Below are 23,017 nucleotides of genomic sequence, written 5' to 3'. Positions count from 1 at the left end.
ATTACGCTTCAATAAACGCAATCACAACACTTTTGATCACAAACGCGAGAATTCCCAATCCTAGTACGAAGAACAGGATCATGGTGCCAAACTTGCCGGCTTTGGATTTTTTAGCCAAGTCCCAAACGATAAAACCCATGAAACCGACGAGGATAGTGACCAGAATTGTCATCATCCACTCTTCAAATACTGCGGGGTCCACGTTCATCAATCTCTCCATCCAGTCGGCGATGCGCCACGATTATACGCAACGTCCGAGGTACTGCGCTTGCACTTAAGGTCGCAGGTGCGTCAACGGTAATTCGGTGCTAGCGAGTACTTGATTCAGGACAAAACTTGATCGGACGCTGGTGACGCCTTCAATGCGGGTCAAATGGCCCAGTAGCAATTTCTGATAATGGTCCATGTCGGGCACTACTACCTTGAGTTGATAATCGGCATCCATCCCAGTGACCAAGCTGCACTCCAGCACCTGTGGCAGGCCGCGAATCTGTTGCTCAAAGTGCTCGAAGCGCTCCGGGGTGTGTCGGTCCATGCCTATCAGCACATAGGCAGTCAGGCTCAAGCCTAGTTTTTTACGGTCTAGCAAAGCGACCTGACGGGAGATATAGCCATCATCTTCCAGCTGCTTTACCCGTCGAGAGCAGGGGGAGGGTGACAAGCCTATGCGCTCAGCCAGCTCTTGATTGGAAATGCGCGCGTCCCGTTGAAGTTCCGCCAAAATACTTAGGTCATATCTATCGAGCTTGCTCACTGTTCGCACCTTTACAAGATCTATTGCGCGATATTATGGATATGAAGTAAAAAATTGCGCAAGTTATGTTTTTGAAGGCGATATTCGCAATCCGCTGCTGGTGGCTCGGGCCTATTCTTATTAACAGAATCACTGCCCGGATATAGCGTCCAGCGCGGCTCTCCGAATCAGGTTAGCTGCGGCCGCCAACCCTACAAGGTTGTCAGGCCACCGGGCTACACACCGTTTAGAAGACGGCGTGAGGTGAGCCAATGCCATAAGCGTTGAGCACGGACCCATTCCGAAAGGGAGCCATCAGGCTCCCTTTTAATTGTGCGCGCCGTTCCACTAAAAGCGCCCGCATGCTGTCCAATGGGCTGTTAGAGTGCTGCCCCATGGAGCATCCACAAGGCAGTTTTATTAATGGGCATTTGCACCACTGTGAGGAAAGCATGAAATCGTGCATCTGGCATTTAGCAGGTGTTGTTTTGATGTGTTTGGGTACTAGCACTCCGGCGCTGGCAGAGAGTCCGAATGATGGTCAAGGTGATAATCATGAGCATTCCGCTGGCCGTCCTCAGAGTGGCCAGCAGCATCAGCAAGAGCAACAACATCAGCAGGTGCAGCAACAGCAACAGCAACAGCAGATGCAGCAACAGCAACATCAAGTGCAGCAACAGCAACAACAGCACCAAGAGCAGTTGCAGCATCAGCAACAAGACCAGCAACGTCAGCAGCAGGTGCAACAGCAACAGCGCCAGCAGCAGGATCAGCAACGCCAGCAGCAGGTGCAACAGCAACAGCGCCAGCAGCAGGATCAGCAACGTCAGCAGCAGGTGCAACAGCAACAGCGCCAGCAGCAGGATCAGCAACGTCAGCAGCAGGTACAACAGCAACAGCGCCAGCAGCAACGTCAGCCTGAGCCGGTACGTTTGCCAATCCAGGGTCGTCCCGAAGAAGCGCGCCAATCTCAGTCCTCTCGCCGTGGGGACTTCCAGGACCATCGTGAGAGCAACTCAAATGAACACTGGCAGGGCGGCGGATCTCCTCCGCGGCTCGGTGGTGGCGACGGTCGTCCGGGCAATGATCATTGGCATGGTCGGCCGGACGGACATGGTGATGGCTGGGGCCCAGGCCCGCAGTATCGCCCAGGTTATGTGATCAATAGGATGCCAGATGACCATTCACGGATTGGCTGGCACGGTCAGGACTACTTCTATTCCGGCGGCTACTGGTATCGCCCGCAAGGCCCACGCTACGTGATTGTTGAGCCCCCACGGGGCGTTCGTGTCCACGACTTGCCGTCGTATTCGCAGGAAGTCTGGCTGGGCAGTACGCTTTTTTTCGTTGCCGCAGGCACTTATTACTTGTACCAACCTGACACTCAAGACTATGTGGTTTCCGAGCCGCCACAAAATGTTGAGCCAATCTACACCCCGGACGCTCAACCGCCACGAGAGGCGTCTACGTACAGCTATGACCCGGTCGCTTACCCGGTCAACGGTCAGAGCCAGGAGCAGCAACAGCAAGATATGTATGACTGCCACCTGTTTGGCGTCAACCAGAGCGGCTTTGATCCGCAAGTTGCGACCTATGCACCCTCGCCTCAGGTCGTTGATGTTTACCGACGAGCAATGGCAGGCTGTTTGGCAGGACGTGGCTATAGCGTCAACTAGCTGTAGCGTGAACAAACCAGCTGTTAAATGACGGCTGGTTGTAGTAAGACGTCTCGAGGGTCGGCGTGTACCAGTACTTCCGCTTTTGGGTACTCGCCCTCGATAGCATCGGCCACGTGATCACATAAAGTGTGAGCAACCGACAGCGTCAAATGCCCCGGTAGTTCCAGATGCAACTGAACGAACCAGTGGTTGCCTGATATCCGTGTGCGCAAATCATGCGCTCCGAGTACACCAGGCACACCGCGCGCCAAGCTCAGCATGTGCAGGCTAATCTCTGGCGGCAGTTCTTCATCCATTAGCACGGAAACAGTTTCTCGCGCGATCTGGACCGAACTCCAAAGGATGTACACCGCAATCGCCAAACCAAAATACGCGTCCAGTTGCTGGAAGCCGACTAACGCGAGGATCAGCGCGACCAAAATACTGGCGTTGAGTAACAGATCGGATCGGTAATGCAGCGAGTCGGCGCGAATAGCGGTCGAGCCGGTTTCGCGAATGACTTTGTGCTGCAGCATCAACAGCGCCACGGTGAGCGCAATCGACAACACCATCACCGCGATGCCCAACCCCGGCGCGCCCAATGGGCTCGGGTGCAACATGCGCTCAATGGCCTGATATGCAATCAATACCGCACTTACGCCGATAAACAACGACTGCGCGATGCCAGACAGCGCCTCAGCTTTGCCATGCCCATAACGGTGATCATCATCGGCGGGGCGCAGTGCGTAATGCACCGCGAGCAAGTTAAGGAACGACGCGGCACCGTCCAGCGCCGAGTCGGTCAAGCCTGCAAGCAGACTGACCGAACCGCTAAACCACCAGGCTATACCTTTGGCAACGATCAAAATGGCGGCCACCGCCAGCGACGCTCGTGTTGCCAGACGCAACAGGCGTTCGTGTTCTGTGCTGACGGTCATAACGGTTTCCATAATCAGGCGGCGGGCTTCAAGCCAAGCATGGCCAGTTGTTGCGCGCTGCCTCGGTGCTGGATCAGGCGGGGATCATCAAGCGGCAGGCTGCGGCCTAGTTCGGTTTCGAGGATGGCCTGCAACTTGCTGTTATCGACAGTACCGTCAGCCTTGATCGCCGGGCGCAGTTTTTCCGGATTGATCTGAGCAGTCTTGCCAGCGGGGAGGTAAATCGCGCCCGTGGTGAAGTCCACCGCAAACGCGATTATTCCAGGAATGATGTAGAACAACAGACCGATGGCGTCGAGACCGATAATCAAGGGGTCGACCTTACCGTCAATCTGCCCGCGACGATCAGGGTAAAAAATACTGCCGCAAGCGGTCATTTGAGTCAGCAGTGCGGCGACCAAGACGCCGCCGATGAAACGGGAGGGTATGCGCATGAGGATCTCCTGAAAGAAAGGCGCAACTATACAAGGCAAATGCTTCGTAGCTAAGACTATTGGTGTGGTGCTTCGTGCGATTGGGTGATGGGGGTGTGGCTGTATCAGCGGCAGTCATCGGCCTTTAGAGCAACGATGGCGACGTAGTGTGCCAACTGCTTTCTTTATCTATTAGATCATTCGACAGGCTGCGTGGGCTCGGGTGCTGCTTTCCATTTCCCCCAGTCGGACAGCGTGTCAGGCACTCTGTCGTGACTCTTGAGCCAGGCATGCAGGGATGGATCAATCCATTTGATGACTTCCGAGATGTCCCGATGCAGCTCAAAAAGTGGCTGCCATAAAAGAGGTTCGTGATGGAAGCAGCGGTTGCGCAAATCTCGCCCTTTATTCAAGCGAGTTCGAATGGTGTCAGGCTGACGCATGCTCTTGGGGCAAGAATAGAACACCCTCATCAGTGGCTTTGACAGGCAGATGATGGTTGCTCGATTGAACAAGGACGTCCAGAAGCCAAAGCTCAGCTCGGCTACGATGTTGTCGGGCGTAATAGAGATTCTGCGATTATTCAGCTCATTCTTCGCCTCCGCAACTTTGTTATAAAGTCGCTGCAAACCAGTATCGCGAGAGTTTTTCCACTCTTCATACCAATCATCGCGGTCGTACTCCAGAGCCATCTCCTTCTGGATGCCGTTGCGTAAAGCGACCTCAAACACATGGAAAACCGAAACGAGCGATTCAGCAATCTTCATGTTGTGCACATAGGCTTCGGCGGCTCGGGCTTGCTTGTTCTTATTGCCCTGCAGGTACCGAGACATCCTTGGTGTGGAGAGCTTCGCCTCCAGCGTTTGCCAAACCATATCGAACCATAACTCCTAGGTGTTGAGTTGGCCGGTGACGTCCTTTCGGCCAAAAAACGCATGGTACACGGCAAAAACTATTCGCTGAAGTCGACGCGCCATATTTGCCAACCATGTAGAGATGCATCACTGTGGGTTTTGAAATACGGGAGCAAAGCATCATAGTATTTCGACTCACGGGGCGGCTAAAGGCTTAGCAAAAAACTCGTCTAAAGGGTTCGAATCCCGTTTTTGAAGTTGACGCTCTTGGTTTCTGTGGTAAATTCATTCCGCTGCCCTAGCGACTCCACTCCCGGGCTACAGAAACGGTGATGAGACTAGGTTAAGTTGTGGCCCCGCTTGCGGGGCCTCCTCGTTTCTGGAGGAAAGGTAACGGCGCGCAACGTGCCAATCTTTTTCTCAAACCTGTTTTCGACCAGACATTCTCCCTCGGATTTACGCTGCCGTGGTGCCCTCGAGTCGTAGAAGAGCGGCGCTTTGGGCCTATAACGTTCACCGCTATACTCCCCGGCCTGCCCCGGAGCCGCCATGATTTCCCTGCCCATTGATGCCGTCCTGCCCGCCCTGCGCGAAGCTTTGTCCATACGCCATGAAGCGGTACTTGAAGCGCCGCCCGGCGCCGGTAAAACCACTCGTGTGCCGTTGGCATTGCTGAACGAACCGTGGCTCGCCGGGCAAACCATTTTGATGCTCGAACCGCGTCGGTTGGCAGCGCGGGCGGCGGCTGAACGGTTGGCGAGCGAGTTGGGCGAGAAGGTCGGGGAAACCGTCGGTTATCGCATCCGCTTGGAAAGTAGGGTCGGCCCGACTACCCGGATTGAAGTAGTCACCGAAGGCATTCTCACTCGTCGCTTGCAGGACGACCCGGCGCTGGAAGGTGTGGGTCTGTTGATTTTCGATGAATTCCACGAGCGCAGTCTCGATGCCGACTTGGCCTTGGCGCTTAGCCTCAATGGTCGCGGATTATTTCGAGATGAGCAGCCGCTGAAGATCCTGTTAATGTCGGCCACGCTGGAGGGCGAACGCTTGTCCAGCCTGCTCGACGACGCGCCGGTGATTCGCAGCGATGGGCGTATGTTTCCGGTGGCGATGAATTGGGGGCGGGCGTTTCAACCTGGTGAGTTCATCGAGCCACGGGTGGTGCAGGCCGTGCTGGATGCCCTCGGAAATGAGTCTGGCAGCGTTCTGGTGTTTCTGCCGGGGCAAGCCGAGATTCGTCGGGTTAACCAACAGTTGGCCGAAGCCTTGGGTGAGCGTCACGGCATCATGCTCTGCCCGCTGCACGGCGAGTTGGACCTGAATGCCCAGCGTGCGGCCATCGAGCCTGCGCCGAAGGGTATGCGCAAAGTGGTGCTGGCGACCAACATCGCCGAGACCAGTTTGACCATCGATGGTGTGCGAGTGGTGATTGATGCCGGGTTGGCGCGAGTGCCGCGCTTTGATCCCGGCAGCGGCATGACCCGTCTCGATACTCAGCGTATCTCACGCGCCAGTGCCACCCAGCGTGCCGGTCGGGCCGGGCGATTGGAACCGGGTGTGTGTTATCGGCTGTGGTCTGAGGCCCAGCATGATCAATTGGCGGCGTATGGCACGGCGGAAATTCTGCAGGCGGATTTGGCCGGACTCGCGCTGCAACTGTCGCGCTGGGGTGTGACCCCGGCTCAATTGGTGTGGCTTGATCTGCCGCCTGCCGCCGCGTATTCCCAAGCCCAGGATTTGCTCGGTCGGTTAGGTGGCCTGAGCCAGAAACCGGGCGAAGACTGGAAACTTACAAGCCACGGTCAAGCCATGGCCGAACTTCCGGCACATCCCCGGATTGCGCATTTGGTGTTGCGCGGTCAGGCGCTGGGCCTTGGTGAGCTGGCGTGTGACGTGGCGGCGTTGTTAGGCGAACGCGATATTTTGCGTGGCGCTGGCGCCGATCTGCACAGTCGTCTGACCTTGTTAGCGGGTACTGAGCGCGCAGCCCGAGGCGCGCAAGGCGGCGTGCAGCGTGCGAAGCAACTGTCGCGGCAATACCAAGGTCTCCTACAAAAACAGCGTGGCGTGACCAGCACCTTGGTCAATGATCCTGATCACCCACGCTGGCCCGGTGCGCTGCTGGCGTTTGCTTACCCCGATCGCGTTGCGCAACAGCGGCGTGCTGGTGGGGCGGAGTACCGACTGGCCAACGGCCGTGCAGCGCTGTTCTCCGAAGCCGATGCCTTGATGAAGCAACCGTGGCTGGTGGTCGCTGATTTGGGCAGTCGCCAAGGGCAGCGGGAAGAGCGCATCTACATGGCCGCCGAGTTTGACCCGGCGCTGTTTGATTCGGTATTGGCCGAGCAAGTCGCGGCGGTCGATCATCTTGAGTGGGACGAGCGTGAAGGCGTGTTTCGTGCTGAGCGTCAACGCAAGGTTGGCGAGTTGATACTCAGTCGTGAACCGCTTACCGGTCTGGATGAGTCTGCACGCAGCCAAGCGTTGTTGGCCTTGGTCCGGCGCAAGGGTTTGGAACTGTTGCCCTGGACACCCGAACTGCGCCAGTGGCAGGCGCGGGTCGCGTTGTTACGTCAACTTGATCTGGAAAAACAGCCCGACAGCGAATGGCCCGACGTGCGTGATGCGGCATTGCTGGCGAGTCTGGAAACCTGGTTGATGCCTTATTTAGGCAAAGTGTCGCGGCTTGCTCATTTTGGCACTCTGGACCTGTCGTCGATTCTGCATAACGTCTTGCCGTGGCCATTGCCGCAACGTTTGGACGAACTGGCGCCGCACCATTTGAGCGTGCCGTCAGGGTCATCAGTGCGCTTGGATTACAGTGAGCACCCGCCGATTTTGGCCGTGCGTCTGCAAGAATTGTTCGGTTTGGCCGACACCCCGCGCATTGCCGGTGGCCGGCAGATCATCAAACTGCACCTGCTGTCCCCGGCCCGCCGCCCGGTGCAAGTGACGCAAGATCTGGCGAACTTCTGGCGCAGTACCTATGCCGAGGTGAAGAAGGATTTAAAAGGGCGTTATCCGAAACATTACTGGCCGGATGATCCACTGGTAGCGGAGCCGACAGCGCGGATAAAGCCGCGCAAGTAAAGATAATGACACTTATCTGTAGGAGGGATCAGGGCAACACCGGCAACAAGAACCTGGCAATCACGGGCAAGTGATTCGAAATCAACAACGTGTCTTCTCCTCTCACTTGCGCCTCAACCCTTTTAATTCGCGGGCTGTAGAAGAAGTAATCGACAGTCCTGTCCGGTCCATCGATCCGTGGGTCGTTGGGGAAATGGGTCAGCCACTGCCTGCGATCTATACCGCCGGATTCGGCATTGGTGGGGATCATCGGGTATTTGTCCCACAACTCATGCAACTCGCTGTCCTGCGCGTATTCGCCGCGCAACACGGGGGCGAGCCGTTGATACTGGCCCAGTGGCAATAAATTGAAATCGCCGCCGATCAGCCACGGCGTACCCCGACTTTCTAGAGTGTCCAGCCATTTACTGACGGCCTGCACTTGGCGCTGTACGGTGTCGTCATTGGCTTGCGGAGCATCCAGGTGCGTATTGATCACCGCAATTTGCCCGCCATCACGTAACGGCAAATAACTCACCAGCAAGGCGCGTTTTGCCTGGAACTGGCGATGAATGAAGTTGCCCGCAGGTCGCGGCAATTGAATGCGTTCAGCGTGTTCGATTTCATAGCGAGACAACGTCGCCAGTTTCATCCCGACGCTGCCGAAAATATGCCGGTTAGGGACGAAGTCGGCCTTCCAGTCGAACGCTTCTGAGCTGCACGGGTATAAATCAGCAACCCGTTCCTGAAGCAGCGCCAGTTGGTTGTCGTAGTCGGTGTTCTTGGCGCCGTCGTTCACCTCTTGCAGTAAAACGATGTCTGGTTGTTCGTCGCGGATTACCCGAGCGACTTCACCGAGGTTGTAGGCGATGTCTTCCGGCGTTGGCCGTTCGTCTGTACCGCTACCGTCGGCCATGTCATACCAGAACACATAGCGTTTACCGGCTAAGTATTGGATGTTCCACGTCATGACTTTCAGCGCCTGGCCGGGGGCGAGCACCGGAGCGCTGCCTTTACAGATTGGCGTCAGAGTTTCATTGGCTGAGGGATGCCAAGCCAAGCTATAGAGCAGGGAGCACAACAGCCCGATCGATATCAGGCCAATCGCGGTGTAGCGCATTAATCGGGTCATCGGCTCGACTTAGAACGCAGAGCGTTCAATGACTGAATCGCGTTGCAAGATGCGTCCGAGCATAACCGCTTGGTTGCCAAAGAGGCAGGGCGCTAAAGGATCAGACTTTTTTCCGGTGGTTGGTTGATCAGCATGAACAGTCGGAAAATCACGACGCTGGTGAACAGCTGCAAGAAACTGCTGGCACTGTCGATTAACAACGAAACAGGTGCGCTCAGCGGCGCAGGCAGAATGAATAAGCTGACCCCTTCAAGCACCGACAGCGGAATATAGACGCACAAAACGCAGGCCAGAATCCGCAAAAAATGGCCTTGGGTCATCTTGATGCTTTCACGCATAGCCGCTAGGGGCGTCATGCCGCGCAGCACCAGCAGATATTCAGAAAACGCCAGTTTGACCATGACCCAGATGCCGGGAACGAGAAACATCGACAAACCGAACATGATCAACAAAGTACTCAGTGCCGACAGCACTGCGAACGTAGGCCATAGACGCAGAGTCATCGCCATCAAGTCGCGTTTGCGTGGCTGCTCGCTTCGGCTGCGGGCGTCTAGAAACAAGATCAGCGCGCCGGTATACAGCGGATAAAAAAGCAATCCGATCAGCAACTCGTACACCTGCGAAGCGTGGGCCTCCAGCGCGTTGCTTAGTGCTTGTTTGCTCAGTGCTTCAAGCACCACCAGTGGCAGGCACAGCATGACGATGCTGCTCAGATTGCGCCGGAAAAAATATAACGAGTCTTGTAGAACGGTCAGCGGGTTCATCATTTAGATCGCAAGATAAAAGCGGTCCGACACTTTAGCGTATGGCCACTGAGCGGCCAACAGCCTCCGTTCAGTGTGGAGGCGGTAACATTTTGAGCGATCTATTGAAACGGTGCAGTTCAGCCCCATAACCTTGGATACGCCTGTCCCATTTTGGCCAGACGATGTTTTTTAACGGCAATCTAACGAGGTCGCCATGAACAGCGAAGAGCAAACCCTGATCGATGGTCTTTTCTCGAAATTGAGACAAGCCGAAGCGGATTCAGCCCCCCGTGACACCCAGGCTGAAGCACGGATCAAGGAACATCTGACTCAGCAGCCGGCTCTGCCGTACTACATGACGCAGACGATTCTGGTGCAAGAAGCCGCGATCAAGCAGCTCGATGCACAAAGCAAGCAGCTTGCCGAGCAAGTGGCTCAACTGCAAAACCAACTGCAGCAGACCCAAGCCCAGCTGCAACAGGCTCAGTCGGCGCCAGCGCCAAGCAGCGGTGGTTTCCTGTCGAGTATTTTCGGCAGCTCCCGTGATCCTGCGCCACAAGCCCAACAGTCGTCGTTCTCGCAGCCGCGGCCGGCATCGCCTCAGCAATCGTCTGGCGGCTGGCGTGAGTCCGGGCCTTCTCAGAGCCCGCCTCCGTACAACAACGCCCCGCAAGGCAACTACAACGGTCCGCCTCAGGGTCAATACCAGCCGCAAGCAGCGGCTGCCGCGCCGATTGGCAGCGGGTTTCTCGGTGGCGCATTGAAAACCGCCGCCGGCGTAGCGGGTGGTGTGATGCTGGCGGAAGGCATCAGTAGCATGTTCCATCACAACCAGCAGCCGCAGGAAATTGTTGAAGTCATTCAGGAGCCGAACCGCAGCAATGACAACAACTCCAATGGCGGCGACAACGGTTGGGGCAACGATAACCAGCGCGTGAGCGGTAACGACTCTTTTGGTAATAACGATCCAAACGGTGGGTTTGCCGACAATAGCTACGGCGACGACGGTGGTGGTTTTTCCGATGACGACGATTCCTACGTCTGATCCGGCTGTCTGATTGCTAAAGATCAGCTGCCCCCAGCTTGGGTAGCTGATCGCTTATTGACTTCCCTCAGCGCTTCAAAACCGTCCTCAAACTGGCATACTGAGCGCCGATTCAATTTCTGGGTCGCTGCTGCCAGCTCGCGCGCTTGCGCCATAGAGGATATCCGGTGAAAAGAATTGCTGTGTTCGCCGATGTACAGAACCTCTACTACACCGTACGCCAGGCCCATGGTTGCCATTTCAACTATGCCGCCCTGTGGGCCGATATCAGCCAGCGCGGGCAGATCGTCGAAGCCTATGCGTACGCCATCGACCGTGGCGACAGCAAGCAGCAGCAATTCCAGCAAATTTTGCGCAACCTTGGCTTCACGGTAAAACTCAAACCGTACATTCAGCGCAGCGATGGTTCGGCCAAGGGTGATTGGGATGTGGGCATCACTATCGACATCATGGACGTCGCGCCTCACGTCGATGAAGTGGTATTGGCTTCCGGTGATGGCGACTTTGATCTGCTGCTAGAGCGCATCATCAGCAAGCATGGGGTCGAGGCAATTGCCTATGGCGTGCCGGGGTTGACTGCCAATTCGCTGATTCGCGCCGCCAGCCGTTATGTGCCGATTGAAGGCGCGTTTCTTTTAAGAAGCTAAGCGTCTGAAAGCCGTTTTTTTGTTATTGGATTTCTGAAGGGTTGGGCCAGGTTTGGAACGTATTGCAGTCATCGACTTTGAAACCACCGGGATTTCCCCGAGCCACAGCTGTCGGGCGACTGAAATTGCGGTGGTCATCATGGAGCAAGGGCGCATTGTCGAGCGTTACCAAAGCCTGATGAATGCTGGTGTGCGTATTCCGGCGTTTATCGAAGCGCTGACCGGGATCAGCAATAGCATGCTGCGCACGGCGCCCCCTGCGACTGAGGTCATGCAGGAGGTGGCAGAATTCGTCGGCAGCACACCGTTGGTGGCGCACAACGCTTCGTTCGACCAGAAGTTCTGGGATTACGAGTTGTCGCGGATTCAGCGTAATCGCGAGCAGAGTTTTGCCTGCTCCATGCTGCTGGCGCGGCGCTTGATGCCAAGCGCGCCGAATCACAAGCTTGGCACCCTGACGACCTGGGCCAAACTGCCCCACACCGGCAAGGCTCACCGGGCCATGGCCGATGCCGAAATGGCCGCCAACTTGACCGTGCACTTGGCCAACGAATTGCGTCAGACCCACGGTATTTCCGGGGTTTCCCATCAGTTTTTGTGTACGCTGCAGAAAGTTCCGGCTGCAAAGATCAGCGAAGCCCTCAAACGCCAACGCGGGTTCTGAGCACAGGCTTATCGCTTTGCCATTCACGTCCAGATGGCCCAGCGGCATGCGCCTGCCTGCATCTTTCGAAAACACAGTTTATAAGCCAATGATCCGTGCTTTGAAAACTGTATGGCCTAGATAAACAGGTTTTGTTCCTTATATTTGATGTGTTGCTTTCATAAGATAAGTCACTCTAAAAAGGACTTAAAAGCACGCCATGCCGACTTCTCGCCGTTTTCCTCTGATTTTAATCGGAGCCTTCTTTGCCCTCTACGTGATTTGGGGATCGACCTATTTGGTGATCCGCATTGGTGTCGCGTCGTGGCCGCCGCTGATGCTGGCCGGGATTCGGTTCACGATCGCGGGCGGTCTGTTTTATGCCTTCCTGCGTTTTCGCGGCGCTCCTGCGCCTACGTGGAAGCAATGGCGAGCGGCGGGAGTGATCGGCTTTCTGCTGCTGGGCTGCGGCAACGGCGGTATTACACTGGCCGAGCACGCAGGCGTAGCGTCAGGCGTTGCGGCGCTGTCTGTTGCTGTGGTGCCGTTGTTCACACTCCTGTTTGGCTTGCTGTGGGGGCACAGCAACACGCGTTTGGAATGGGCGGGCATCTTTCTTGGATTGATCGGCATCGGTTTGCTCAACATGGGTTCTAACCTGCAATCCAGCCCTTATGGTGCCGCATTAGTGATCTTCGCGGCGGCCTCGTGGGCGTTCGGCTCGGTGTGGAGCAAAAGCCTGCCTTTGCCACCCGGCCCCATGGCCAGCGCGGCAGAGATGATTGTGGCCGGGGGCGCGTTATTGCTAGCCAGTGCCTTGCGCGGTGAGCGCCTGGAACAGATGCCGCCCGCTGCAGGCTGGGGCGCTTTGGCGTATCTGGTGGTGTTCGGTTCCATCGTCGCGTTCAGTGCTTACATGTACCTGCTGAAAAACGTCCGTCCGGCGGCCGCGACTAGTTATTGCTATGTCAATCCGGCGGTGGCGGTGCTGTTGGGTATGCTCTTTGCCGGTGAACATATCGGTATCGAAGAGTGTTTGGCCATGGCGGTGATCATTAGCGCTGTCGTGTTGATCGGCTTACCTCAGTGGCGCAAGCGATCGCAGCCACAGCCCGTGCCGCTGGAAACGGAACAGGAGCAGGCTGGATCGGTGCGGACAGGGTAAACTGCGCGCCTTGCGCTGAATTTCCTCTACGGTATCCCCATGACATTCGCCACTCTCGGCCTGATCGAACCCCTGTTGCGTGCCGTTACGGCCCTCGGCTACCAGACTCCGACGCCTGTTCAGGCTCAGGCGATTCCGCCGGTGCTGGCTGGCCGCGACTTGATGGCCGCCGCTCAAACCGGAACCGGCAAGACCGCCGGTTTCGCCTTGCCTTTGCTGCAGCGCTTGACGATGGAAGGCCCGAAAGTAGCCGCCAACTCGGTACGGGCGCTGGTGTTGGTGCCAACTCGCGAATTGGCCGAGCAGGTTCACGCAAACATTGAGCAGTACAACGAAAACCTGCCGCTGAAAACCTACGCGGCGTATGGCGGCGTCAGCATCAATCCGCAAATGATGAAGCTGCGCAGCGGCGTGGATGTATTGGTGGCTACACCGGGTCGTCTGCTTGATCTTTATCGGCAGAAAGCGCTGAAATTCAACCAACTGCAAATTCTGGTTCTGGATGAGGCCGACCGCATGCTCGACCTCGGTTTCTCCGAAGAGCTGCGCGACATCTATGCCGCGCTGCCGAAACGCCGCCAGACGCTGTTGTTTTCGGCGACCTTCTCTGATGCGATTCGTCAGTTGGCAGGTCAGATGCTCGACGACCCGCTGACCATTGAAGTCAGCCCGCGTAACGTCGCCGCCAGCTCAGTGAAGCAGTGGGTGGTGCCGGTCGACAAGAAACGTAAGACCGAGCTGTTTATTCATTTGCTGAAAAAGCAGCATTGGGGTCAGGTATTGGTGTTCGCCAAGACCCGCATTGGCGTTGATCAATTGGTCGAGCGTTTGCAAGGTCTCGGTATCAATGCCGACGGTATTCACGGCGACAAACCCCAAGCCACCCGCCAGCGTGCGCTGGACCGTTTCAAGGCCAGCGAGGTCAAGATTCTGGTGGCCACCGACGTCGCTGCTCGTGGTCTGGACATCGAAGACCTGCCAACGGTGGTCAACTTCGACCTGCCCATCGTGGCCGAAGATTACATCCACCGTATCGGCCGCACCGGTCGTGCCGGGCTTACCGGCGAAGCCATTTCGTTCGTTTGCGCCGATGAAGTTGAATTGCTTTCTGCCATCGAAACTCTGACTCGTCAGACGCTGGATCGCCACGAAGAGCAGGACTTTGAGCCGGAACATCGGGTGCCAGCCACTGACGCCAGCGGCCAGATCCTGAAAAAACCCAAGAAGCCCAAAAAACCCAAAGTACCGGGTGGCGCCAAGCGCAACCTGGGTAAATGGGTCGACAGCAACGAGAAGGCGGCCGACATCCCTGCAGTCAAAGCCGTGCGCAAAGTGCCCGTGTTCAACACCGGCCCGCGCAAGAAAAAGCCTTAATTTCGCTGGTGACAGAGTAGCTGCCGAGAACCCCTACAAGCGCTTTAGCCAGCGGGCTATTCCCAGCCCGGCCGCTTGGCCGCTGGAGAAGCACGCGGTCAACAAGTAGCCACCGGTGGGTGCTTCCCAGTCGAGCATTTCGCCCGCGCAGAACACACCTGGCAAGTGTTTGAGCATCAGTTCTTGGGTCAGCGCCTCAAAAGGAACACCGCCTGCGGTGCTGATGGCTTCATCGAGGGGGCGCGGTTTAACCAGTTTCAGCGGCAGGGTTTTCAGTGTTTGGCTCAACAGCAGTGGGTCTGCAAAGACCTCAGCTGGCGCCAATTCGCGCAGCAAAGCCGCCTTCACGCCATCAATCCCTAGCTGGCCGTGCAAGTGTTTGGACATCGAACGCGAACCACGCGGTTTCGTCAGCGCGGCCTGGATGTTGTCGATGTTTTTTCCTGGCAGCAGGTCAATCTCCACGGTGGAAAATCCCTGCTGATTGATCTGCTCCCGAATCTGCGCTGACAGCGCGTAAATCAAGCTGCCCTCGACGCCCGTCGCGGTCACAACGCATTCGCCCAAGCGCGGTATTTGCCCGCGTAATCCGATAGCAATGTTCTTCAGCGGTGCGCCTGAAAATTTGCTGCGCAGTAACTCGCTCCATCCCGTCACTTCAAACCCGCAGTTGCTGGGTTGCAAAGCCTTCATAGCGATGCCTTGTTGTTCGAGCAAGGGCAACCATGCGCCATCGGAACCCAGACGCGCCCAACTAGCGCCGCCCAAGGCGAGGAGCAGCGCGTCCGGTTTGATCTTCTGCTCCTTCTCAGCATTGGCGATTCGCAGACTGCCATCGGCGTTCCAGCCCAGCCAGCGGTGGCGGGTGTGGATCACCACGCCCGCGTCGCGCAAGCGCTTGAGCCAGGCGCGCAAAAGCGGCGCGGCTTTCATGTCGGCGGGGAATACACGACCGGAGCTGCCAACAAAGGTCTCGATGCCCAACTGATGAATCCAGTCGCGCAACGTGTCAGCGCCAAAACTTTGCAGCAGTGGTGCAATAAATGGCGAACGTTCAGCGTATCGAGCGAGAAACGCCGGGTAAGGCTCTGAATGGGTTATGTTCATGCCGCCGACGCCTGCCAGCAGAAATTTTCTACCCACCGACGGCATAGCGTCGTACAGATCGACCTTGATTCCCGCTTGGCTCAAAACTTCAGCCGCCATCAGTCCAGCAGGGCCGCCACCGATGATCGCGACTGTAAGGGGGACTGCTGAATGGGTAGAGGTCATGGTGCACTGTGGATCAGCGAAGTAGCCGCGCATTCTACCCGAGGACGTCCACGCTTTTAAGCGCCTCGCAATGAACGATCCTGGGCGTCACCTGTGATTGACCTAAATCAGGCAACACTAGCTCCAATGTCATAAGGCCCTGCAAGAATTCGCTCCGTTATCACCGCCAATGTGGGCAGTTGCGCCGTCGTCATAGGCGCTATTTTACGTAATCGGCACGGTAGATGAGCGGCATGGACATTTTGTAGCTTATTCGAGGTCGAAGACCTGATGTTGCCTGCATTGTCGGAGATGAGGGCGGTTGAGCGAGAGAACAATACGGCGGGACTTGGGTGAGTCAGGGGGGGTAAGCCGATGGAGCCGATTTTCGAACTCAACAGCCCGCGACTGCTAATGCGTCGCTGGCGCGATGATGATTTGCCCGAATTCGCAGCGATGTGCGCCGATCCCCAGGTAATGCGCTATTTTCCGGAACCTATGAGCCGTCTGGAAAGCGCGGCGCTAATCGGTCGTGTGCGTGGCCATTTCGCGGAGTTGGGGTTTGGCCTATGGGCGCTTGAACGCAAGGATACCGGAGCGTTTATTGGTTTTACCGGATTGTGCGTGGTGGGGTTTGAAGCACATTTCACCCCTGCGGTGGAAATTGGCTGGCGCCTGGCGCGTGAACACTGGGGGTTGGGTTATGCCAGCGAAGCCGCTTGGACCGCGCTGGGATGCGGTTTTGATCGCCTTGGATTGGACGAAATCGTGTCGTTTACCGCCGAACTCAATCTGCCTTCACAAAAAGTCATGCAAGCCATTGGCATGCAGCGTAATTCAGCTGACGACTTTGATCACCCGACATTGGTTCGTGGCAATCCGTTGAAGCCCCACGTGCTCTACCGAATAACCCGGCAACAGTGGCTGCAAACGTTGCAAGGATGAATACGGTTCACGCTGACAATTTCTGTATCATTTGCGGCTTGACCCCGCAGTCTGGGATGAGCTCTGAGTTCACTGCCCGTTGCCGCTGATGGAACCGTTCGCCGCCGCCCTGAAGGCGCAGCATTGTTTTTGTGTGAGGAATTCCCAAATGAGCCAAGTGTTGGATGATCTGGTTGCGCTACTGACCCTGGAGCCGATTGAAGAAAACCTCTTTCGCGGGCGCAGCCAAGACCTTGGTTTTCGTCAATTGTTCGGCGGTCAAGTGCTGGGCCAATCGTTGTCGGCGGCGAGCCAGACAGTGGAAGACGAACGCCATGTGCATTCGCTGCATGGTTATTTTTTGCGCCCCGGCGACGTAGCGCTGCCGGTGGTGTATCAGGTGGATCGCGTGCGTGATGGCGGCAGTTTCAGCACCCGTCGGGTCACGGCGATTCAGAAGGGCCAACCTATATTTACGTGCAGCGCTTCTTTTCAGTACGACGAAAAGGGTTTCGAGCATCAAACTCAGATGCCGGACGTCGTCGGGCCTGAGAACTTGCCTTCCGAACTGGAGTTGACCCAGCAGCGCGCGCCCCTGATTTCTGAAAAGTTGCGTGAAAAACTGCTGTGCCCCAAACCTATCGAATTTCGACCGGTGACGGACATTGACCCCTATAACCCCGCCCCGACCGAAGCTGTGAAGTATGTCTGGTTCCGCGCTGACGGCAGCTTGCTCGACATACCTGCGCTGCATAAATACTTGATGGCATACGCCTCGGACTTCAACCTGCTGACGACTTCCCTGCAACCCCATGGCAAGTCGGTGTTTCAGAAAGACATGCAGATCGCCAGCCTCGATCATTCCCTATGGTTCCACGCAGACCTGCGTGCTGACGATTGGCTGCTGTACGCCATGGACAGCCCTTGGGCTGGCAATTCTCGCGGATTCAGTCGTGGCAGTGTTTACAATCGCGCCGGGCAGTTGGTGGCATCTGTATGTCAGGAAGGCTTGATTCGTCATCGCAAGGACTGGGCATGAGTCTTCAACAGGTTCGGCACTGGGTGTTCGATATGGACGGCACCCTGACCCTCGCCGTGCATGACTTTCTGGCAATCAAGCGTGCGCTGGACATTCCGCTGCAAGACGACATTCTCAGCCACCTTGCTGCCCTGCCGTCTGATGTGTCTGCCGCCAAGCATGCGTGGCTGCTGGAGCACGAGCGTGAATTGGCGCTGGCCTCGCAACCCGCGCCCGGCGCGGTAGCACTGGTGCGTGAGTTAGCGGCGCGCGGATACCGTCTTGGCATCCTCACTCGCAATGCCCGTGAATTGGCCCACGTAACGCTTGAGGCAATTGGCTTGGCCGACTGTTTTGCCGTTGACGACGTACTTGGCCGTGACGAAGCGCCACCGAAACCAGATCCCGGTGGACTGCTGAAGCTGGCACAAGGCTGGAATGTCGAACCGTCGAAGATGGTCATGGTCGGCGATTACCGCTTCGACCTCGACTGCGGCCGCGCGGCGGGCGCACAGACCGTATTGGTCAATCTGCCGGAAAACCCGTGGCCAGAATTAACCGATTGGTACGCGGTTGATTGCATCGCATTGCGTGGGATGTTGGCGATTTAACCGTGACTATCAAATGAGGCGATGTGTACGAGCCAACTTGTTGGCCTTGGCCCTGATGCGGTATGCGTGGCATCCCGCTTGGCCTACAAGTTGGTTCTTACAAAGGTTTGACCGATGGTCGCGTCTTGGTCCTCAGAGCTGTCTGAACAAGGCGGCCTGACCTTCGGGCGAGGTGAACATCAGGTCGCCGTCGTGGCCTACGCCTGGGACTTCAATCATTTGCTGCTTCAGTCCTTCGGGATGGCGCTTTTGCAGGTAGCTGAAGAAGTTGTGTCCGCGAATCAAACGCTGTGTGCCCTGAGCTTCAGCGGCGCAGGTTTTATCCAAGGCCGGGTGGTTGACATCGGTGTCCAGTTCCCCGAGCAGGTAGGTAACGTCACGGCTAACATAGGTGGCTTCGAGCTGCTCGGCGGTTTGTTTGCCAGCATACGGCGGTAGCTTGTTCATGCCGAACTTCCAGGTATCGAACCCGGGACATGTCGTCGCGTTTACCGGTTCAGGCCGCTGCGGGCTGAAATAAGCGTAGGACGAAGGGTTTGCGATGACATAACGCAACTTGATACCGACTTTTTCCAGTTCTACGCCGCCTTTGCCGACCATCGCATAACGTTGCACCACCTGAGCGCCGCCGGAGTGACCGGCAATCACGACTTCTTGCAAGTTCGGGAACAGTTTTCGGTCGCTGAGTTTCAGCAAGATTTCATCGATAACCGTAAACGAGCTCACTGGCGCAGGACCGGTGGCGGCGCTGCCGTCCATCCAGTCATCCTTGTGCCATCGTAGAATCACGTCCGGTAGGTGGTGACTGACAATATCTTTGTGGTCCAGAAACTGCGGTGCAATCAGCAGGGTTGAGCTACGCAGCCCGGAGCGATAGGACGCTTTCTCGGCGCTGCGCAAATACGTTTGAGCATTGCGCAACCGGCCGTGGATGATAATCACCGCCCGCCGCGTGCCGGGCTGCGGTTGTTTCCATTGTTTGCTCAGGCCGATGGTTGCCAAGCTGCCATTGATGGCCAGCCTTTCGGGGCTTAAGGCTCTCACCGCCTGATCCGCTGCGTTCGCCGTAAGGCTCAGAAGGGTGCTCAACAACAGGACCAATAACGGTTTTATCATGTGATTAAAGGCTCTTTGCGGAGAAGGTTTCGCACTGATTGATTTGTCCCTGGGCAAAACCGGACTTGAACCAGCGCACGCGCTGTGCCGAGGTGTGTGAGTGAAAGAGTCGGGCACGACAGGCACTGACTCTGTTGTTGCAATCAGTCATCGCCATGGGCTGGCATTCAAGACTTCTTCAATATCACCCGGCTTCAACCAATTCAAACGCTTTTGTCTGTTTTAGGCCCAGAGACCTTCAAGACAGTCTAGTTGCAGATCCGAACGCACTAATAGCCGTTGCTGCCTCAATGCAACACCGCGTCGCCGCACGATTTGAATCTTCGCTGAAATTTCGAGCAATGTCTGCACATGAACGTCCTGCAGTGATAGGGCAATGAGGCAACAATCAGAGATTAAGTTCTGCGGACCAATAGCACGCCCGATTCCATATGCGGCGTATACGGAAACTGATCGAACAATGCACAGCGCTCAATGCGGTGGGTGTCGTGCAGCTGCGTAATGTTGGCGGCGAGGGTTTGCGGGTTGCAGGAGATGTACAAAATGCGTTCAAAACGGCGTGCCAGTTCACACGTGTCGGTGTCCATGCCCGCGCGGGGCGGGTCGACGAAAATGCTGCCGAACGCATAGCTTTTCAGGTCGATGCCCGCCAAACGCCGGAAAGGACGTACGTCGTTCAGAGCCTCCGTCAGCTCTTCAGCGGACAATCGCACCAACTTGACGTTCGTCACGCCGTTATCATCAAGATTACTCAATGCAGCTGCGACGGAGGTTTTGCTGATCTCGGTCGCCAATACATGACGGACCCGAGTCGCCAGCGGCAGAGTGAAATTTCCATTGCCGCAATACAGCTCAAGCAAATCGTCATCACGTTGCCCTAGGGCGTCGTAAGCCCAGCCGAGCATTTTCTGGTTAACTGCGCCGTTGGGTTGGGTGAACGAGCCTTCTGGCTGCTGATAGGTAAAAGTGCGACCGGCCACTTCCAACGTTTCGATCGCATAATCGCGACCGATCACAATGCGCTTGCCTTTCGATCGGCCAATCACGCTGACGTTAAGGTCGGCGGCGAGCGTCTCCGCTGCTACCTGCCAGACCTCATCCAGCGGGCGGTGATAGCACAGCGTAATGATCGCGTCGCCTGCCAGGGTGGTCAGAAAGTCCACCTGAAATAGCTTGAAGTTCAGCGTTGCGCTAGCCTCCCAGCGTTCGCGTAGCAAGGGCATCAAGTCGTTGATACGCTGGCTGGCGATGGGGAAATCGTCAATCAGAATCGGCGTGTGGTTGTTTCCCGGCGCGAACATCGCATAAAAGCGCTGCTGGTTTTCGCGCCACAGACGGAACTCCGCACGTAGCCGATAGTGCTCGTGCGGTGATTCGAACAATTGAGGCTCTGGCGCATCGAACGGCGCCAGTAGTTCACGCAAGCGCGTAGCTTTTTCTGCGAACTGATGGTTATAGCTCGCGGGGTCGAAAGAAACACTCATGCGTTAAACCAGCCCAACTTGATCACAAACAAAATCGAAAGCACTACCAGCGCCGAGTTCAGCTCACGCGCCCTGCCAGACAGCAACTTGATCGCAGTCCAAGAGATAAAGCCTAGAGCGATACCGTTAGCAATCGAGAAAGTAAACGGCATCGCCAGTGCGGTGATCGCCACTGGAGCGGCAACGGTGATGTCATCCCATTCGATTTCGGCCAGGCCGGACATCATCAATACCCCGACAAACATCAGCGCCGGGGCGGTGGCGTAAGCCGGAACGCTGCCGGCCAGCGGAGCGAAGAACAGCGCCAGCAGGAACAGAATCGCGACGACGATGGCGGTCAGACCGGTACGGCCCCCGGCACTGACGCCTGCGGCTGACTCGATGTAACTGGTGGTGGTCGAGGTGCCCAGCAGCGAACCGGCCATGGCAGCGGTGCTGTCAGCCACCAACGCGCGACCCATTTTCGGCATGTAGCCGTCTTTGCCCATCAAACCGGCGCGCTTGGCGACGCCGATCAGGGTGCCGGAGTTGTCGAACAGATCGACGAACAAAAAGGAAAAGATCACGCTGAACAGACCGATGTCCAGCGCGCCCTTGATGTCCAGTTGCAGGAAGGTCGGGGCCAGCGAAGGCGGCATCGACATCACGCCACCAAACGGTGAGAAGTGGAATGCGATGGAAACAATGGTCACCGCCAGGATTCCGATCAACACCGCGCCTTTCACCCGCAGGGCTTCCAGCGCCACGATCAGGAAAAAGCCCAGCGTCGCGAAAATGGGTGCCGGTTTCGCGAGATCCCCCATGCCGACCATGGTTGCCGGGTTGGACACCACGATGTCGGCGTTGTGCAAGGCGATCAGTGCCAGGAACAAGCCGATGCCCGCCGCAATTGCCGAACGTAACGGCAGCGGGATGCTGTTGATGATCCATTCGCGAATCTTGAAGATCGACAGGATGAAAAACATCACTGCCGAGATAAACACCGCGCCCAGCGCCACTTGCCAGGTGTGGCCCATATGCAGGACCACGGTGTAGGTGAAGAAAGCGTTTAGGCCCATGCCCGGTGCAAGGGCGATCGGGTAGTTGGCAATAAAGCCCATGATGGCCGAGCCAATGGCTGCGGCGAGGCAGGTTGCGACGAAGACTGCGCCTTTGTCCATGCCGGTTTCGCCGAGGATGCTCGGGTTGACGAACAGGATGTAGGCCATGGCCAGGAAGGTGGTGACGCCCGCAAGAATTTCGGTACGCACATTCGTATTGTGTGCGTTGAGTTGGAACAGCCTTTCCAGCATGTCTAGCTCCCCATGACGCATCCTGCGCCGTAAATGAATCGACTAATGCAGCAAAGCACAGGCTGTTGAATGTGCCCGTACATTTTCTGCGTGTCGGAAAAAGCCGCGCATCATACCAGCCGCCCGAGTGGATGGCTGCCGGCAGATGTTCAGCGTAAAACATGCAGGAAGCCGGCCATGCGCACTATCGACACTTAATAGCGACCCGGTCACAAAAGCTGACTACTCTCACAGCACTACCACAAAGGAGTTTTAGATGACTCAACGTGCCTTGATAGTCGTCGCGGACGGCATTGATGACCTGCAGAGCGTGAACGTGATTGACGTATTGCGCCGTGCCGAAGTTGAAGTGGTTGTCGCCAGTATCGAGTCGCGGCGGATGCTGACCGCCGCACGCGGAACGCGTATAACCGCCGATGCCATGTTAGTCGATGTCTTGGCGCAACCCTTTGATTTGATAGTCCTGCCCGGCGGTATGCCTGGCGCTGAGCACCTGGCTGCTTATCAGCCGCTAGCCCAACGACTGGTCGAACAGATGAAAGCCGGTTTTTTGTTTGCTGCTATCGGTGAAGCGCCTGCGGTTGCGTTGCAAGGCTACGGAGTGCTTAAACAAAGACGTATGACTTGCCACCCCGACGTGAGCAGTCGGCTATCGGGTTGTGTGTTTATTGACCAGCCGGTGGTGGTAGATGGTAATTGCATCACCGCCCAGGGTTCTACGGCGGCGCTGGAGTTTGCTTTGGTGCTGGTTGAACTTCTCTGCGGGAAGGGAAGGCGGGCGGCGGTTTTGAAAATGCTGGGTTGATACGTAGTTCGCTTTACCCTTTCGTTGGCAAGCCAACTCCTACAAATACCCACTTCTGATTCTGACGCCCATCACTCCCGCCTGAACGTTGCCAATCTC

23 protein-coding genes and 1 pseudogene are annotated in these 23,017 nt (G+C 56.7%); 11 read left to right on the top strand and 13 right to left on the bottom strand.

Annotated elements, in window-relative coordinates:
• Position 1: 1 nt before the first annotated feature.
• From QN378_RS09360 to QN378_RS09350, 3 genes are all read right to left on the bottom strand, one after another.
• Positions 2–202: a DUF2788 domain-containing protein gene (locus tag QN378_RS09360; RefSeq protein ID WP_322206946.1), complete on the bottom strand. Its 201-nt coding sequence runs from the start codon at positions 200–202 to the stop codon at positions 2–4.
• 72 nt (positions 203–274) lie between these two features.
• On the bottom strand, positions 275–754 hold the full coding sequence (locus tag QN378_RS09355) for an Lrp/AsnC family transcriptional regulator (protein WP_322205494.1): 480 nt from the start codon (positions 752–754) through the stop codon (positions 275–277).
• Between the two features lie 452 nt (positions 755–1,206).
• Entirely contained in the window at positions 1,207–1,701 is a 495-nt protein-coding gene (locus tag QN378_RS09350) for a hypothetical protein (RefSeq protein ID WP_323546635.1), read from the bottom strand.
• On the opposite strand from QN378_RS09350, the gene QN378_RS09345 reads away from it, so the two are divergent.
• Positions 1,666–2,409 carry a DUF6515 family protein gene (locus QN378_RS09345; RefSeq protein WP_322205492.1) on the top strand — a complete coding sequence of 248 codons (744 nt, stop codon included), beginning with the start codon at positions 1,666–1,668 and terminating at the stop codon, positions 2,407–2,409. The genes QN378_RS09350 and QN378_RS09345 overlap by 36 nt on opposite strands.
• A gap of 23 nt (positions 2,410–2,432) precedes the next feature.
• Here the strand turns inward: QN378_RS09345 and QN378_RS09340 are convergent, their stop codons facing one another.
• The 3 genes from QN378_RS09340 to QN378_RS09330 form a co-directional block, all read right to left on the bottom strand.
• A complete protein-coding gene (locus tag QN378_RS09340) occupies positions 2,433–3,329 on the bottom strand; it encodes a cation diffusion facilitator family transporter (RefSeq protein ID WP_322205491.1) in 897 nt (298 codons plus the stop codon).
• A 14-nt stretch (positions 3,330–3,343) separates the two neighbouring features.
• Positions 3,344–3,763: a polyribonucleotide nucleotidyltransferase gene (locus QN378_RS09335; protein ID WP_322205489.1), complete on the bottom strand. Its 420-nt coding sequence runs from the start codon at positions 3,761–3,763 to the stop codon at positions 3,344–3,346.
• Positions 3,764–3,939: 176 nt separating this feature from the next.
• Complete coding sequence (locus tag QN378_RS09330; protein ID WP_323546639.1) at positions 3,940–4,617, bottom strand: hypothetical protein; 678 nt, start codon at positions 4,615–4,617, stop codon at positions 3,940–3,942.
• 528 nt (positions 4,618–5,145) lie between these two features.
• Between QN378_RS09330 and hrpB the strand changes: the two genes are divergently transcribed.
• On the top strand, positions 5,146–7,686 hold the full coding sequence (gene hrpB, locus QN378_RS09325) for an ATP-dependent helicase HrpB (RefSeq protein ID WP_323546641.1): 2,541 nt from the start codon (positions 5,146–5,148) through the stop codon (positions 7,684–7,686).
• Positions 7,687–7,714: 28 nt separating this feature from the next.
• On the opposite strand, the gene QN378_RS09320 is transcribed toward hrpB, so the two are convergent.
• Both QN378_RS09320 and QN378_RS09315 read right to left on the bottom strand, forming a co-directional pair.
• Entirely contained in the window at positions 7,715–8,785 is a 1,071-nt protein-coding gene (locus tag QN378_RS09320; RefSeq protein WP_416350614.1) for an endonuclease/exonuclease/phosphatase family protein, read from the bottom strand.
• A gap of 104 nt (positions 8,786–8,889) precedes the next feature.
• Complete coding sequence (locus tag QN378_RS09315) at positions 8,890–9,561, bottom strand: YciC family protein (RefSeq protein ID WP_323546727.1); 672 nt, start codon at positions 9,559–9,561, stop codon at positions 8,890–8,892.
• Between the two features lie 196 nt (positions 9,562–9,757).
• Between QN378_RS09315 and QN378_RS09310 the strand changes: the two genes are divergently transcribed.
• The 5 genes from QN378_RS09310 (at position 9,758) to QN378_RS09290 (ending at position 14,417) form a co-directional block, all read left to right on the top strand.
• Entirely contained in the window at positions 9,758–10,588 is an 831-nt protein-coding gene (locus QN378_RS09310) for a DUF2076 domain-containing protein (RefSeq protein ID WP_322205485.1), read from the top strand.
• Positions 10,589–10,755: 167 nt separating this feature from the next.
• A complete protein-coding gene (locus QN378_RS09305; RefSeq protein WP_322205484.1) occupies positions 10,756–11,235 on the top strand; it encodes an NYN domain-containing protein in 480 nt (159 codons plus the stop codon).
• Positions 11,236–11,287: 52 nt separating this feature from the next.
• The gene (locus tag QN378_RS09300) at positions 11,288–11,899 is read left to right on the top strand and encodes a 3'-5' exonuclease (protein ID WP_322205483.1); all 612 of its coding nucleotides are present in this window, start codon (positions 11,288–11,290) and stop codon (positions 11,897–11,899) included.
• A gap of 199 nt (positions 11,900–12,098) precedes the next feature.
• Positions 12,099–13,043: a drug/metabolite exporter YedA gene (gene yedA / locus QN378_RS09295; RefSeq protein ID WP_323546646.1), complete on the top strand. Its 945-nt coding sequence runs from the start codon at positions 12,099–12,101 to the stop codon at positions 13,041–13,043.
• A 39-nt stretch (positions 13,044–13,082) separates the two neighbouring features.
• Positions 13,083–14,417, top strand: coding sequence for a DEAD/DEAH box helicase (locus QN378_RS09290; protein WP_322205481.1), 1,335 nt, complete (start codon positions 13,083–13,085; stop codon positions 14,415–14,417).
• A gap of 33 nt (positions 14,418–14,450) precedes the next feature.
• On the opposite strand, the gene QN378_RS09285 is transcribed toward QN378_RS09290, so the two are convergent.
• Positions 14,451–15,689 carry a TIGR03862 family flavoprotein gene (locus QN378_RS09285; RefSeq protein WP_322205480.1) on the bottom strand — a complete coding sequence of 413 codons (1,239 nt, stop codon included), beginning with the start codon at positions 15,687–15,689 and terminating at the stop codon, positions 14,451–14,453.
• 354 nt (positions 15,690–16,043) lie between these two features.
• Here QN378_RS09285 and QN378_RS09280 point away from each other — a divergent pair, with 354 nt between their 5' ends.
• From QN378_RS09280 to QN378_RS09270, 3 genes are all read left to right on the top strand, one after another.
• Complete coding sequence (locus QN378_RS09280; RefSeq protein WP_322205479.1) at positions 16,044–16,613, top strand: GNAT family N-acetyltransferase; 570 nt, start codon at positions 16,044–16,046, stop codon at positions 16,611–16,613.
• Between the two features lie 148 nt (positions 16,614–16,761).
• Positions 16,762–17,631, top strand: coding sequence for an acyl-CoA thioesterase II (tesB, locus tag QN378_RS09275; protein ID WP_323546649.1), 870 nt, complete (start codon positions 16,762–16,764; stop codon positions 17,629–17,631).
• A complete protein-coding gene (locus QN378_RS09270) occupies positions 17,628–18,221 on the top strand; it encodes an HAD family hydrolase (RefSeq protein ID WP_322205476.1) in 594 nt (197 codons plus the stop codon). The genes tesB and QN378_RS09270 overlap by 4 nt, the downstream gene beginning before the upstream one ends.
• Before the next feature lie 132 nt (positions 18,222–18,353).
• Here the strand turns inward: QN378_RS09270 and QN378_RS09265 are convergent, their stop codons facing one another.
• From QN378_RS09265 to QN378_RS09250, 4 genes and pseudogenes are all read right to left on the bottom strand, one after another.
• A complete protein-coding gene (locus QN378_RS09265) occupies positions 18,354–19,337 on the bottom strand; it encodes an alpha/beta hydrolase (RefSeq protein ID WP_322205475.1) in 984 nt (327 codons plus the stop codon).
• 4 nt (positions 19,338–19,341) lie between these two features.
• A pseudogene (locus QN378_RS09260) lies at positions 19,342–19,691 on the bottom strand (neutral zinc metallopeptidase); the annotation flags it as partial.
• Between the two features lie 41 nt (positions 19,692–19,732).
• Positions 19,733–20,821, bottom strand: coding sequence for a tRNA (uridine(54)-C5)-methyltransferase TrmA (gene trmA, locus QN378_RS09255; protein WP_322205474.1), 1,089 nt, complete (start codon positions 20,819–20,821; stop codon positions 19,733–19,735).
• Positions 20,818–22,113 (bottom strand): NCS2 family permease, encoded by a 1,296-nt coding sequence (locus QN378_RS09250; RefSeq protein WP_322205473.1) that lies wholly within the window; start codon positions 22,111–22,113, stop codon positions 20,818–20,820. Before QN378_RS09250 ends, trmA begins: the two co-directional genes overlap by 4 nt.
• 256 nt (positions 22,114–22,369) lie before the next feature.
• Between QN378_RS09250 and QN378_RS09245 the strand changes: the two genes are divergently transcribed.
• Entirely contained in the window at positions 22,370–22,918 is a 549-nt protein-coding gene (locus QN378_RS09245; RefSeq protein WP_323546652.1) for a DJ-1 family glyoxalase III, read from the top strand.
• Positions 22,919–23,017: the final 99 nt, after the last annotated feature.

The organism is Pseudomonas sp. 10S5 (assembly GCF_035019745.1).
Taxonomy (GTDB): domain Bacteria; phylum Pseudomonadota; class Gammaproteobacteria; order Pseudomonadales; family Pseudomonadaceae; genus Aquipseudomonas.
This window is presented reverse-complemented; position numbering and strand designations above follow the sequence as displayed.

Bases quoted from the DNA above. Each gene is read 5' to 3' on its own strand.
- QN378_RS09340 (WP_322205491.1), bottom strand. From the start codon at position 3,329: ATGACCGTCAGCACAGAACACGAACGCCTGTTGCGTCTGGCAACACGA.
- QN378_RS09335 (WP_322205489.1), bottom strand. From the start codon at position 3,763: ATGCGCATACCCTCCCGTTTCATCGGCGGCGTCTTGGTCGCCGCACTG.
- QN378_RS09330 (WP_323546639.1), bottom strand. From the start codon at position 4,617: ATGGTTTGGCAAACGCTGGAGGCGAAGCTCTCCACACCAAGGATGTCT.
- hrpB (WP_323546641.1), top strand. From the start codon at position 5,146: ATGATTTCCCTGCCCATTGATGCCGTCCTGCCCGCCCTGCGCGAAGCT.
- QN378_RS09320 (WP_416350614.1), bottom strand. From the start codon at position 8,785: ATGCGCTACACCGCGATTGGCCTGATATCGATCGGGCTGTTGTGCTCC.
- QN378_RS09315 (WP_323546727.1), bottom strand. From the start codon at position 9,561: ATGAACCCGCTGACCGTTCTACAAGACTCGTTATATTTTTTCCGGCGC.
- QN378_RS09310 (WP_322205485.1), top strand. From the start codon at position 9,758: ATGAACAGCGAAGAGCAAACCCTGATCGATGGTCTTTTCTCGAAATTG.
- yedA (WP_323546646.1), top strand. From the start codon at position 12,099: ATGCCGACTTCTCGCCGTTTTCCTCTGATTTTAATCGGAGCCTTCTTT.
- QN378_RS09290 (WP_322205481.1), top strand. From the start codon at position 13,083: ATGACATTCGCCACTCTCGGCCTGATCGAACCCCTGTTGCGTGCCGTT.
- QN378_RS09285 (WP_322205480.1), bottom strand. From the start codon at position 15,689: ATGACCTCTACCCATTCAGCAGTCCCCCTTACAGTCGCGATCATCGGT.
- QN378_RS09280 (WP_322205479.1), top strand. From the start codon at position 16,044: ATGGAGCCGATTTTCGAACTCAACAGCCCGCGACTGCTAATGCGTCGC.
- tesB (WP_323546649.1), top strand. From the start codon at position 16,762: ATGAGCCAAGTGTTGGATGATCTGGTTGCGCTACTGACCCTGGAGCCG.
- QN378_RS09270 (WP_322205476.1), top strand. From the start codon at position 17,628: ATGAGTCTTCAACAGGTTCGGCACTGGGTGTTCGATATGGACGGCACC.
- QN378_RS09265 (WP_322205475.1), bottom strand. From the start codon at position 19,337: ATGATAAAACCGTTATTGGTCCTGTTGTTGAGCACCCTTCTGAGCCTT.
- trmA (WP_322205474.1), bottom strand. From the start codon at position 20,821: ATGAGTGTTTCTTTCGACCCCGCGAGCTATAACCATCAGTTCGCAGAA.
- QN378_RS09250 (WP_322205473.1), bottom strand. From the start codon at position 22,113: ATGCTGGAAAGGCTGTTCCAACTCAACGCACACAATACGAATGTGCGT.
- QN378_RS09245 (WP_323546652.1), top strand. From the start codon at position 22,370: ATGACTCAACGTGCCTTGATAGTCGTCGCGGACGGCATTGATGACCTG.